Here is a 12,624-nt window from a genome sequence, read left to right on the forward strand (position 1 = left end):
TCACTTTGCGGCGAGGCCGGGAATGGTCACCTGGAATACCTGGAACATGGTGTCCACATCGCCCCCGCCGTCACCCTTGTAGGCCGCGCCCACCTGATAGCCATCCTGGGTCAGGAAGTCGTTGTCATTGGCGACGAACAGGAAGTAATCGTCCGGCAGCTTCGGATCCTGAACGCTGACGAGCGACATGGCCTCCCATTTTTCCGAGAGGTTGTTGCGGTCGTTCGGCGCGCCATTATGAAGGCCGAAGCGAGCGAGATCGGCGCTGTCGTTGATATCGATGAACTGGCTAACCGTGGCCGGCTTTACCGAGGCGTCAAGAACACCCTTGGGCGCGACCGCCGTATCGGCATCGAACTTGCTGCCGGCGATGTCGGTCGCAGCCGACACGTCGACGGCGACGATGCTGCGGTAGAGCGACTTGTCGCCCTTTACGCCGTAACCGTTGTTGCTGTCGCGCGCCAGCATCAGGAAGCTTGTCGGCGAGAGCGCATAGATTTCGCTCTGGGCGGCAACAGCCGTTTTGCCCTTGTCATTCGTGAAGACCGGCAGCGGCACGACATATTCATGAACCAGCTTCAGATTTGCCGGATCGGCAGCGTCATAGACCAGCGCGCGGGTGTTCTGGCGCGTGGAGCTGGAATCGCCGCCATCCTGGCGCGTTGCAGACTGCAGCACGGCGATCAGGAACTTGCCGTCCGGCGTCAGCGACATGCCTTCCAGACCCTGGTTGTTCTGGCGGCCGCTCGTCGGGTCCTTCGGATCCGGAGCGGTTTCACCGGGACCCGGGTTGTTGGAAGCGAAGTTGACGGCACCATTGCGCATCGGCAGCAAGGCGGCTGGCGGAGGGGTGGCGGACATCATGCGGCCATCGGCGGCAAAGCGGTAGATATAGGGACCATATTCGTCGCTGATGAACATCGTGCCGTCGGGCAGCCGTGCGATCGCTTCCGTGTCGAGCGAGATCTTGCCGTTCGGCGCCTGGGGCAGCAGCGGCATCGCGCCCTCCGCCTTACGGGTGCCATTGGCCGGATCGAGGCCGGTGGTGTCGGCGCCCTTGTCATCCTTCAGAAGCAGGGTGTCGGAAAGCTTGGCGTCGACGCCTGCCTGCTCCTTGCCGGCCGGCGGCGTCGCGCCGGGCGCGACGGGGCTCAAAGTGACGTCGATCGTGTTCAGGCGCGGACGATAGTCGGTCGTGCCGACAGCATTGTAGCCGCGGTCCGGCAGCAGCCAGAGCGAACCCTTATAGGTGCCGTCGGCATTGCGAACCCAGCTCTTGGTATCGATCGACATGCCTGAACCGGAGCCGAAGGTCTCGCCGAACTTGTCACGCAGGTTGGCGGGGATGCGGCCGACCGCAACACGTCCCTTGTTGACAAGCGTCACGCCCTGGACCGCGATGGAACTATCCGCAAGCGCCGCGACCGGCGCAGAAAAAACAAATGTGGCAAGCACAGCCGACAACAGCGGCAAGCTCTTCGAACGCATAGATTTCAAGACAATATCCTCCGATGAAAATATCTATGGAGACAATGAGATCCATCTCCGGCCCTCTCTCGAGCCGTGTCGAGAAACAACAGCCCGGGTCGAAACTCCGCACGTTCGATGATGAGATGCATCCGATTGCCTGTCCCGTACGACGGTCTAAGGCGTCAATATGATAGGGACATGACAGCTCGCGCGATACGCGAGGCCAGGCAACCCACGACAGGAGCGGGAGTGTCTCTAAGTCAGGGATTTTATCGGAACGGGCCTGGGCAGCCCCTTCGCCGCAACCAGCTCTTCCTTGTATTCGGGGGAAACCAGGCCGCCGGATATCAGCAGCTTGGCGCCATCCTCCGGGCTCATGTCGAGCACCGTGATCTTTTCGCGTGGAACGAAAACCAGAAAGCCGGCCGTTGGCACGGGTGTCGGCGGCAGGAAGACCGCCACCATGTCCTGACCCATAGCATTGAATTTCGAAGCAATCTCACCCTTGGCATCCGTCGATATGAACACCATGGACCAGAGACCGGGGCTCGGATATTCGATCAGCCCCACCTTCTTGAACGACGTACCCTGCTCCTTCAGCACGGTCTCGAAGATCTGCTTGACGCTCTTGTAGATGGTCCGCACCAAAGGCACGCGATTGACGATCGACTCGCCGAAGCGGACGATACTCTGGCCGATCAGGTTCTTGGCGAGAAAACCGACGATCGTGATGAAGATCATCGCGATCACCAGGCCGGTACCGGGAACGGCGAAGTTCAGGTAGCTTTCGGGATCGTAACGCGCGGGAATATAGGGGCGAACCCAGCTATCGGCCCAATGGACGACGGACCAGGTCAGCCACAGTGTGATGGCGATCGGAGCGCATATAATCAGGCCGGCCAGGAAATTGTTTCTGATCCGCGTGGTTACGGACATTTTGATGAGTTTTTCAGTCATTCGCCGCTCGAAAACTCCGTTCCGTCGCTACCGCTATCCGGCAAATTCTCCCCACCATCTCCGTGAGCGAATCGTGCCAGAAATCAGCGCGGCATACAACCCGCCAGCTGCGTCTGCGAGCCGAACAAACGATAGGCTCACGACGACGTGACGGCAAATGTGCGACGGAAAGAATCCTATTCCACGGTAACCGATTTGGCGAGGTTGCGCGGCTGATCGACATCCGTCCCCATGAAGACCGCGGTATGATAGGCAAGCAGCTGAATCGGTAGTGAGAAGATGATCGGCGCGATGATCTCATCGACGACCGGCAGCGCAATTGTCGCCATCGTCGGCAATGTCGAGGCGGCTGCCCCCGCTTCATCCGTGATGAAAATGATTCGACCGCCACGTGCCGCCACTTCCTGCATATTGGAAACGGTCTTGTCGAAAAAGCGGTCGTGCGGCGCGATGACGATGACGGGCATGTTCTCGTCGATCAGGGCAATAGGACCGTGCTTCAGCTCGCCGGCCGCATATCCCTCGGCGTGGATGTAGGAGATTTCCTTCAGCTTCAGCGCGCCTTCCATGGCGAGCGGGAAGCTCGTGCCGCGACCGAGATAGAGCACATCCTTGAACTTCGAAATCTCGCGCGCCAGGCCTTCCATCTGCGGCTGGATGATATTCAGGACATTGGCCATGATGCGCGGCATCTCGACGAGATGGCGCACCATTTCCTGTTCCTCCGCAGCGTTGACGGTACCTCGAGCGATACCCGCTCCGACAGCCAGCGAAGCAAGAACGGCAAGCTGGCAGGTGAAGGCCTTCGTCGAGGCAACGCCGATCTCGGGGCCGGCCATGATCGGAAATACAGCATCGGACTCGCGCGCGATGGTCGATTCCTTGACGTTGACGACCGCACCGATTTTGAGGCCGTGATCCCGGCAATAGCGCAGTGAGGCAAGCGTATCGGCCGTTTCACCGGATTGCGAGATGAACAGTGCCGCCTGCGAGGGCAACAAAGGCATTTCGCGGTAGCGGAATTCTGAGGCCACGTCGATTTCGACCGGCAGGCGCGCATATCGCTCGAACCAGTATTTGCCGATCAAACCGGCAAGATAAGCTGTACCGCAAGCGGAAATCGCCAGGCCCGAGGCATTGCCGAAATCGATCGCCGATGCGCTTGGGCGTACCCGGTGGCTGGCGAAATCGACATATTGGCTGAGCGCGTGCGAAATGACCTCCGGCTGCTCGTAGATTTCCTTCTCCATGAAGTGGCGATGGTTGCCCTTGTCGACCACATAGGCGGTTGCCTGCGAAATCTGCCGCGGCCTCGTCACTTCATTGCCGTTGAAATCGAGAATGGTCGCGCCGGCATGGGTGACGATCGCGCAGTCGCCGTCGACGAGGTAGCTGATCTCGTTGGTGAAGGGCGCAAGGGCAATCGCATCCGAACCGAGGAACATTTCGCCCTTGCCGTAACCCACGGCAAGCGGCGGGCCGGAACGCGCCGCGATCAACGTGTCAGGATCGTTCTCGAACATCACGGCCAGTGCGTAGGCACCAGTCACGCGGTTCAGCATCTTCAGCATTGCGGCGCGGGGATCCAGACCTTCGCGGATATGGTTTGCGAGCAGGTGCGCAACCACTTCCGTGTCTGTCTGCGAAGCAAATACCTTGCCTTCGGCCTTCAACTCCTCGCGCAATTCGGAGAAGTTTTCGATGATGCCGTTATGGACGACGGCGACGCCTTCCACGAAATGCGGGTGGGCATTGGTTTCGTTCGGAACGCCGTGCGTGGCCCAGCGCGTATGGGCAATCCCCGTCGTGCCGGGCAGAGGATCAGTCTCCAGCCGCTTCTCCAGATTGAAGAGCTTTCCTTCCGCGCGGCGGCGATCCATCACGCCATCATGGATCGTCGCGACGCCGGCCGAATCATAGCCGCGGTATTCGAGGCGCCGCAGCGCGTCCACCAAGCGGTCCGCTACAGGCTTCGTTCCGACGATCCCAACAATGCCGCACATACAACTCTCCGTCTGGCCTCAGATATGAGGGCAAGTCCTAATCATTCCTGCAATTTTCTCAATTGCCGCAACGGTCACTTTCGATTTCTGACCGTTACGCGGATCGCCCAAGAGTTTAGTGGCCGGCCTTCTTGGCTGCCTTGATAGCAAGGGCCCGCTCGCGAATGAGCTTGGCGCGTTCCGGCTTCACCTCCTGGCGCGCACGCCCGAAGGCCAGCGCATCGGCGGGAACATCGTCGGTGATAACGCTGCCGGACGCAATGTAGGCGCCATCACCGATGCGGATGGGTGCCACGAGCGATGAATTGGACCCGACGAAGGCATTGGCGCCGATATGGGTTTCGTGCTTGTTCACGCCATCATAATTGCAGGTGATCGTGCCGGCACCGATGTTGCTGGCGGCACCCACCGTCGCGTCGCCGATATAGGTCAGATGATTGACCTTGGCGCCCTCGCCGATCTTGCCGTTCTTGACCTCGCAGAAATTGCCGACCTTTGCGCCACGAGCGAGGTCCGCACCAGGGCGCAGCCTTGCAAATGGCCCGACGGTGGCACCTGCGCTGACATGTGCGCCCTCTATATGTGAGAAGGCGTGGACGATCGCGCCGCCTTCAATGACCGCGCCCGGGCCGAACACGACATTCGGCTCGATCAATGCATCCTGGCCGATAACGGTATCATAGGCCAAAAACACGGTCTCCGGCGCAATCATGGTGACACCGGACAGCATCAGCTCGTGCCGGCGCCGCTCCTGCCAGAGACGCTCGATGAAGGCGAGTTCGGCGCGGTTGTTGCAGCCAGTCATCTCGACTTCGGGTGCATCGACGGCCACGGCGCGCCCGCCCAGCGAACGGGCGATCTCGACGAGATCGGTGAGGTAGTATTCGCCCTTGGCATTATCATTGCCGATGCGGTCGAGCAGATCGAGCGCCTTGCGGCCGTTGATCGCCATCAGACCGCTATTGCACCAGGTCACCGCCAGTTCGGCGTCCGTTGCATCCTTTGCCTCGCGGATCGCGATCAATTCGCCATCCTTGACCAGCAACCGGCCATAGACATTCGGATTGTCGGTGTGAAAGCCGATGACGACGACGTCATTGCCTTCGGCCAGCCCCTGGCGCGCAGCGCGAAGCGGCGTGTCGGTCAGCAACGGCACATCGCCATAGGCAACGAGGATATCGTCGTATCCCCTGGCGATCGCTTCGCGCGCCGCCAGCACGGCGTGACCGGTGCCGAGGCGCTCCTTCTGCAGATAGGATTCGACGGTGATGCCGCCGATCGACGCTGCCGCAGTCACCTCATCGGCATTGCGCCCGACAACCAGCGCTGCCGCCGAAATATCCGTCTTGGCGATCGCCTCCATCACATGCGCGATCATCGGGCGACCGGCAATCGGATGCAGAACCTTCGATATCGACGATTTCATACGGGTACTGTCGCCGGCGGCGAGAATGATGGCGAGGCAGGTACGTTCCATTTCGGGCTCCGAGATATACGATCAGGCGTTGCCCGCTGACGAGCACAGTCACCCTCATAGCAACTAGTCGAGCGGCGAACTACGGCGAAATTAAAGGCAGAGCTCAGGCCTGGGCAAGAGCGGCGAAACCTTCGAGGACGTGCTGACGCCCATCGATGATCACAAACTCCATAGCCTTGTGCGCGGCCGGGCCGTCCCGCGCCGCGATGGCATCGACAATCGCCATATGCGTGTCGGCAATATTGGCAAAGCCATTGCTGGAAGGAGGCGCGCTCATGCGGAACATGCCGACCAATGCCGCCTCGATGAGTCCGCCGAGCGAGCGCATGAACGGGTTCTGCGACGCTTCGGTGATTGCCAGATGGAAATGCAGGTCGGCAACGGCAAGGCTGTCCGACGTATGATGCGAGGCGGCCATGGAGGCTGCGAGCCGGCGCAGGAGATCGATGTCCTCGCGGCTGGCCCGCTCCGCTACCAGGCTGGCGGCGAAAGGCTCGAAAGCCATGCGTATGTCATAGAGGTGGAGAAGGAACTCCTTGTTGACCCCGCTCTCGAAGTGCCAGTTAAGCACTTCATTATCGAACATGTTCCAATGAATTCTCTCGGTGACCCGAGTGCCGACACGTGCCCGCGGCACGATCAGCCCCTTTGCCGCAAGCGTCTTCATGCTTTCGCGCAGAACGGTGCGGGATACCTTGAATCGCTGCAGAAGCTCGCTGTCGCCAGGAAGAATGCTACCGATCGGAAAAGCGCCTGACACGATCGCCTTACCAAGATCGTCGACGACCTGAGCATGGCTCGTTCGCGTCTTTCTCTCGGGTTTTCTGGTATCAAGCAATCGGCTGCGCAAGCATTCTGTCCTTCCCTCAGGCGTACCGTCGATTGAAACGGGAAAGCAGCAGAAGGCCCTTCTGCATCAGAATAAATGCAAACAGCAATAAGCCGATCAATATCTTCGTCCACCAGCTGGAAAGCGTTCCATCGAAGGTGATGTAGGTCTGAATCAGGCCCTGTATGAGAATTCCGATGAGTGTTCCCCCGACGAACCCCGCTCCTCCCGTCAGCAGTGTTCCACCTATGACCACAGCAGCGATGGCGTCGAGCTCAACGCCAACGGTGGCAAGCGAATATCCAGCGGATGTATAGATCGAAAAAACGATTCCGGATAGACCGGCGAGAAAACCCGACAAAGCGTAGATCCGGATCGTCGTACGGCCGACGGGAACGCCCATGAGTTGCGCCGTCGGCACACCGCCGCCCAAGGCATAGACATTGGCACCGAAACGAGTGCGGTGAGCCAGGATGACGCCGCCGGCGAAGACGAGCAGCATGAGGCCACCGATCAATGTCAGCCGGCCGCCGCCAGGCATCAGCCAATAGAGATCGTTCAGCTGCGAATAGAAATCATGCTCGATCGGGATACTGTCGATGGACAGCACGAAGGCTATGCCGCGCGCCAGGAACATGCCGGCCAGCGTCACGATGAAGGGCGGCATGCTGAGATAATGGATGATGGCACCCATGCCGGCGCCGAAAATCGTCGTGATCACGAGGACCAGGGCGAACGCGACCAGGGGATGGATCGTCGTATCGCGAAAGATAACCGCGAGGAAAACGCCGGTAAAGGCAATGACCGAGCCGATGGACAGATCGATCCCGCCGGAAATGATCACGAATGTCATGCCGACGGCCGCAATCCCCAGAAAAGCATTGTCGGTCAATAGATTACCGATCACTCGCGTCGACAGCATGTTCGGATATTGCGTCACGCAGCCGGCATAGGCGAGAATGAAGATGACGATCGTCGCAAGCAGCGGAAGATATTTGGAATTCACTTTGCCTGCTCCTTTTGCACCATCCGCCCTTCGCCTCGGCGCCAGAAAAATGACATGGTGGATTGCATCGCCGGGGACTGGATGACCAGAATGACGATGACGATGACCGCCTTGATCACCAGATTGAACTCCGGCGGAAAGCCGGAGAGCAGTATGCCTGTATTGACCGATTGAATGATCATCGCGCCGATCAGTGAACCGACGATGCTGAAGCGGCCGCCAAGCAACGAATTGCCACCGACGACGACGGCGAGAATCGCGTCCAGCTCCAGCCACAGGCCGGCGTTATTGGCATCGGCGCCCTTGATATCGGCCGAAACGATGATGCCGGCGATAGAGGCGCAAAGCCCGCTCAATGCATAAACCGCCATGAGCAGGACCGGGGTTTGGATACCTGACAGCGTGCTCGCCCGGCGGTTGATACCAATCGCTTCGACCAACATCCCAAGCGCCGTGCGCCGGACGAGAAGGATCACGACAAGTGCAGCGACAAGCCAGATCACCACAGGCATCGGGAGTGCCGCGAAGGAACCGCTGCCGAGAAAGATCAGCCCGTCATTGTTGAAGGTGAGGATCGTACCCTCGGTGATCAATTGCGCGATGCCGCGACCGGCCACCATCAGCACCAGCGTCGCGATGATCGGCTGGATATCGAGCGCGGCGACAAGAAAGCCATTCCATAAGCCGCACGCCAGACCGATACCGACGGTCAGCAACAGAGTGTAGCTCAGCGAATAGCCGGAAACGATCGACGATGCCGCCACGGCACCACATATGGCAATCACCGCGCCGACCGAAAGATCGATGCCCTTGGTGGCGATGACCAGCGTCATGCCGATGGACAGCAGCGCCACCGGTGCGCCGCGATTGAGCACGTCAATCAGGCTCCCGTAGAGTCTTCCATTTTGAATTTCCAGATGAAAGAAATGCGGGAACATAATGAAATTCAACAGAAGAATTACCGCAAGCGCAATGAACTGCGGCAGCAACCGAAGCAAGGATGCCTTGATTTGCGAGCTCATGCGTCTTCCTTTGCATTCTGAGCCGTGGCGATAGCCTCGACGATATTTCCGGCTGATATCTCGCTGCCGGTCAACTCGGCAATATGTTCGCGGTCGCGCAGGACGATGACGCGTGAACTATAGGCGACAAGCTCCTCGAGTTCCGACGAAATGACTACCAGGGACATGCCCTGCCGGCAAAGATCTTCGATCAGCCGGATGATTTCCGCATGCGCGCCAACATCGATACCACGGGTCGGTTCGTCCAGGATCAGGAAATTCGGATTGGTCGCCAGCCATCGCGCCAGGATCGCCTTTTGCTGGTTGCCACCCGAAAGAAGACGGATGGGCTTTTCCCGATCGGTCGTGCGGATATCCAGCGCCTTGATGTAGCGGTCGGCGATGGCATTCTGCTCGCTGCGTGCGAGAGGCCTGGCCCAGCCGCGCCTGGCCTGCAGTGCCATGATGATATTCTCCCGGATGGAAAGATCGCCGATAATGCCATCCGTCTTGCGATCTTCCGGGCAGAAGCCGAAGCCGCGCTTGATCGCAGCGCGTGGGCTGGAAAGCGTAACGGTATTGCCATCGATCTTCGCTTCGCCGCTATCGGCACGCTCGACGCCGAAAAGCACTTCGGCGGTTTCGGTGCGTCCGGAGCCAAGCAGGCCGGCGATGCCGACCACCTCTCCGACATGAACCTCCATGTCGAAGGGCTTGATCTTGCCGCGCTTGCCGAAATTCGTGAAATGATATCTGACCGGGCCGCTTTCCGTCTCTGTCTGCTTGGCCGCACTTTCCGTCTCGGCAAGTTCGCGGCCGAGCATCATGGCGATCAAGGTCTGCCGCGGCAGACCATCCGCATCGCGCGTGCCGACCAGACGACCATTGCGAAGAACGGTGATGCGATCGCAGATCTCGTAGACCTGCTCCAGAAAATGCGTGATGAAGACGATTCCCAGGCCGCGCTCCTTCAGGCGCCTGACGATGCCGAACAGCATCTCGACTTCATGCGTGTCGAGGCTCGCGGTCGGCTCGTCGAGAATCAGCACTTTGCCGGAGAGATCGACGGCGCGGGCAATCGCGATCACCTGCTGTATGGCAACGGAGAAACGGTCCAGCTGGCGGCTGACATCGATATCCATGCCATATTGCGACAACAGGTCTCTCGCCATGCCGTTCATGATGCGGCTGCTGACCATGCCGAACCGCTGCGGCTGGCGACCGAGGAACAGGTTCTCCGCCACGCTTAGATTGGGAAGCAGGTTCACTTCCTGATAGACTGTTCCGATGCCGAGCTTTTGCGCCGCCAGCGTGTCGTGGGGATCGATCTCGGCGCCGTCGAGAACCAGAGTGCCGCCGTCGCGGCGATAGGCGCCTGTCATGCACTTGATCAGCGTGGATTTTCCGGCACCGTTCTCGCCAAGCAGCGCGTGAACCTCGCCGCGCATCAATGTGAAATCAACGTGATCGAGAGCGGTCGAACCGGGAAAATATTTACAAAAGCCTGTCGCTGTCAGAAGTCGCTCGACGTCTTGAGCCATGAAGCGCTGATATCCTTGCATTGAGCCAATGGGCGAAAGCGATAGCCGGCGCATTGCGTCGATGCGCCGGCATCTTGAACAAGAATGCGCACCGGCGGCTCTGCCAGCAGGTGCGATCAGCTTTTGTCTTAGTAGCCGAGGTCCTTCTTCTGCTCGTAGACCTTCTGCGGATCATCGGCCTGGGTGTAGAGCTTGGACTCGGTCTGGATCCACTTCGGCGGCTCCTTCTTGCTTTTCAGATAGGCGTCGAGCGCATCGAAGGCGGGACCAGCCATGTTCGGCGTCAGTTCGACAGTGGCGTTCGCCTCGCCGGCAGTCATCGCCTTGAAGATATCCGGAACCGAATCGATTGACACGACCAGGATATCCTTGCCCGGCTTCAGGCCGGATTCCTTGATCGCCTGGATTGCACCGACGGCCATATCGTCGTTATGAGCATAGAGCGCGCAGATATCCTTGCCGCCGTTTTCAGCCTTCAGGAAGCTTTCCATCACTTCCTTGCCCTTGGCGCGGGTGAAATCGCCGGTCTGGCTGCGAACGATCTTCAGGTTGTCGTGACCCTTGATGGCTTCCTCGAAGCCCTTCTTGCGGGCGATGGCCGGCGAGGAACCGGTCGTGCCCTGCAGCTCGACGACATTGCACTTCTTGTCGCCGACCGTCTTGACGAGCCAGTCGCCGGCGACCTTGCCCTCATGAACCAGGTCGGACGTGACGGCGGTCAGATAAAGGTCCTTCGGCGCGTTGACCGTGCGGTCAAGCAGGATGACGGGGATCTTGGCTTCCTTGGCTTCCTTCAGGACAGCATCCCAGCCGGTCTCGACCACAGGCGCAAGCAGGATCGCATCGACGCCCTGCGCGATGAACGAGCGGATCGCCTTGATCTGGTTTTCCTGCTTCTGCTGCGCGTCAGCGAATTTCAGGTCGATGCCGCGCTTCTTGGCTTCCTGCTTCGTCAGCGTCGTTTCGGCCGCACGCCAACCAGACTCCGAACCGATTTGCGAGAATCCGACGACCAGGTCTTTAGCCGATGCCGACGTGAACATGCAGGCAGCGAGCATCGTCGCACTGATCAGTGCAGTCTTCAACTTCATGATTTCCTCCCAAAGGCCATTTCCTCAGGCCAAGGTTTAAAAATCATATAGTAATACTTTTGTAAATTGGCATTCGATGTTGCAGCGCAACAAAAAGGGGCATTTAAAACGCCCCTTCTCAACTTAAACTATTTCGCCCGCTTATTTCGAAGCCGGCAGCTTGTCGTCGACCCCTTCGATGTAGAAGTTCATGCCGAGCAGCGTGCCGTCATCAGCCTTTTCGCCTGCCTTCAGCCAAGGGGTTCCGTCCTGCTTGTTGATCGGGCCGGTGAAGGGCGCGAGCTCGCCGGACTTGATCTTGGCTTCGGTTTCCTGAGCCATCTTCTTCACGTCGTCGGGCATGTTGGTGTAGTCAGCCATCTTCAAGATGCCGTCCTTGAGGCCGTCCCAGCTCTGTTCGGACTTCCAGGTGCCGTCGAGCAGCGCGTGAACGCGCTTGGAGTAGTAGTTGCCCCAGGTGTCGACGATCGCCGTCAGCTGTGCCTTCGGACCAGCCTTGATCATGTCGGAAGCCTGGCCGAAAGCATGGATGCCACGCTCTTCAGCAACCTGCATCGGCGCCGTCGTATCGGTGTGCTGCGTCAGGATATCGACACCCTGGTCGACCATGGCCTTGGCGGCGTCTGCTTCCTTGCCCGGATCGAACCAGGTGTTGACCCAGACGACCTTGAGCTTGAAGCTGGGATCGATCGAGCGCGCGCCCTGTTCGAAGGAATTGATGCCCATCACGACTTCCGGAATCGGGAAGGACGCGATGTAAGCGGCACCATGATTCTTCGACGTCTTGGCGGCGATCTGGCCCAGGATGTAACGGCCTTCATAGAAGCGCGAGTTGTAGGTCGCGAGATTCGGGCCGCTCTTGAACCCCGTCGCATGCTCGAACTTCACCTTCGGGAACTTGGCGGCAACCTTGACGGTCGCGTCCATGAAGCCGAATGAGGTGGAGAAGATCAGCGAGCAGCCGGAACGGGCAAGACGCTCGATGGCGCGTTCGGCATCCGGGCCTTCCGGCACGTTTTCGAGATAGGGCGTCTCGATCTTGTTGCCGAACTCCTTCTGGACCTGCTGGCGGCCGAGATCATGCGCCTGCGAATAACCGCCATCCGTATGCGAGCCGACATAGACGAAGCAGACCTTGGTCGGCGCTGCTTCAGCAGCGGCCGCAAAGCCGATGATGGCGGCGGCTGTCGTTGTGAGGGCGAGTGCTAGTTTCTTCATGGTTACCCCTGTTGGTTTGACACTATGAAAT

General features: G+C 59.3%; 10 protein-coding genes. All 10 read right to left on the bottom strand.

Annotated features, from left to right (window positions below; translation table 11 throughout):
* Complete coding sequence (locus tag DQ393_RS05440; protein ID WP_432421983.1) at positions 1–1,488, bottom strand: esterase-like activity of phytase family protein; 1,488 nt, start codon at positions 1,486–1,488, stop codon at positions 1–3.
* Between the two features lie 237 nt (positions 1,489–1,725).
* Positions 1,726–2,427 (bottom strand): DUF502 domain-containing protein, encoded by a 702-nt coding sequence (locus DQ393_RS05445; RefSeq protein ID WP_069612147.1) that lies wholly within the window; start codon positions 2,425–2,427, stop codon positions 1,726–1,728.
* Positions 2,428–2,603: 176 nt separating this feature from the next.
* Entirely contained in the window at positions 2,604–4,430 is a 1,827-nt protein-coding gene (glmS, locus tag DQ393_RS05450) for a glutamine--fructose-6-phosphate transaminase (isomerizing) (protein WP_112340786.1), read from the bottom strand.
* A 115-nt stretch (positions 4,431–4,545) separates the two neighbouring features.
* Positions 4,546–5,907, bottom strand: a complete 1,362-nt coding sequence (glmU, locus tag DQ393_RS05455) for a bifunctional UDP-N-acetylglucosamine diphosphorylase/glucosamine-1-phosphate N-acetyltransferase GlmU (protein ID WP_112340787.1) — start codon at positions 5,905–5,907, stop codon at positions 4,546–4,548.
* A gap of 103 nt (positions 5,908–6,010) precedes the next feature.
* Positions 6,011–6,757, bottom strand: coding sequence for a FadR/GntR family transcriptional regulator (locus DQ393_RS05460; protein WP_112340788.1), 747 nt, complete (start codon positions 6,755–6,757; stop codon positions 6,011–6,013).
* A 16-nt stretch (positions 6,758–6,773) separates the two neighbouring features.
* A complete protein-coding gene (gene yjfF / locus DQ393_RS05465; protein ID WP_112340789.1) occupies positions 6,774–7,742 on the bottom strand; it encodes a galactofuranose ABC transporter, permease protein YjfF in 969 nt (322 codons plus the stop codon).
* Positions 7,739–8,764: an ABC transporter permease gene (locus DQ393_RS05470; protein WP_112340790.1), complete on the bottom strand. Its 1,026-nt coding sequence runs from the start codon at positions 8,762–8,764 to the stop codon at positions 7,739–7,741. Before DQ393_RS05470 ends, yjfF begins: the two co-directional genes overlap by 4 nt.
* Positions 8,761–10,284, bottom strand: coding sequence for a galactofuranose ABC transporter, ATP-binding protein YtfR (gene ytfR / locus DQ393_RS05475; protein ID WP_112340791.1), 1,524 nt, complete (start codon positions 10,282–10,284; stop codon positions 8,761–8,763). Before ytfR ends, DQ393_RS05470 begins: the two co-directional genes overlap by 4 nt.
* 128 nt (positions 10,285–10,412) lie before the next feature.
* Positions 10,413–11,375, bottom strand: coding sequence for a galactofuranose ABC transporter, galactofuranose-binding protein YtfQ (ytfQ, locus tag DQ393_RS05480; RefSeq protein ID WP_112340792.1), 963 nt, complete (start codon positions 11,373–11,375; stop codon positions 10,413–10,415).
* 141 nt (positions 11,376–11,516) lie between these two features.
* Complete coding sequence (locus DQ393_RS05485) at positions 11,517–12,593, bottom strand: BMP family ABC transporter substrate-binding protein (RefSeq protein ID WP_112340793.1); 1,077 nt, start codon at positions 12,591–12,593, stop codon at positions 11,517–11,519.
* Between the last annotated feature and the right edge of the window lie 31 nt (positions 12,594–12,624).

Origin of the sequence: Martinezella tropici (assembly GCF_003287875.1) — a bacterium.
GTDB classification, from domain to species: Bacteria; Pseudomonadota; Alphaproteobacteria; order Rhizobiales; family Rhizobiaceae; genus Rhizobium; species Rhizobium tropici_C.

Excerpts from the sequence above, each read along its gene's own strand:
- DQ393_RS05470 (WP_112340790.1), bottom strand. The coding sequence starts at position 8,764 with ATGAGCTCGCAAATCAAGGCATCCTTGCTTCGGTTGCTGCCGCAGTTC.
- glmS (WP_112340786.1), bottom strand. The coding sequence starts at position 4,430 with ATGTGCGGCATTGTTGGGATCGTCGGAACGAAGCCTGTAGCGGACCGC.
- DQ393_RS05440 (WP_432421983.1), bottom strand. The coding sequence starts at position 1,488 with ATGCGTTCGAAGAGCTTGCCGCTGTTGTCGGCTGTGCTTGCCACATTT.
- ytfQ (WP_112340792.1), bottom strand. The coding sequence starts at position 11,375 with ATGAAGTTGAAGACTGCACTGATCAGTGCGACGATGCTCGCTGCCTGC.
- DQ393_RS05445 (WP_069612147.1), bottom strand. The coding sequence starts at position 2,427 with ATGACTGAAAAACTCATCAAAATGTCCGTAACCACGCGGATCAGAAAC.
- glmU (WP_112340787.1), bottom strand. The coding sequence starts at position 5,907 with ATGGAACGTACCTGCCTCGCCATCATTCTCGCCGCCGGCGACAGTACC.
- ytfR (WP_112340791.1), bottom strand. The coding sequence starts at position 10,284 with ATGGCTCAAGACGTCGAGCGACTTCTGACAGCGACAGGCTTTTGTAAA.
- DQ393_RS05485 (WP_112340793.1), bottom strand. The coding sequence starts at position 12,593 with ATGAAGAAACTAGCACTCGCCCTCACAACGACAGCCGCCGCCATCATC.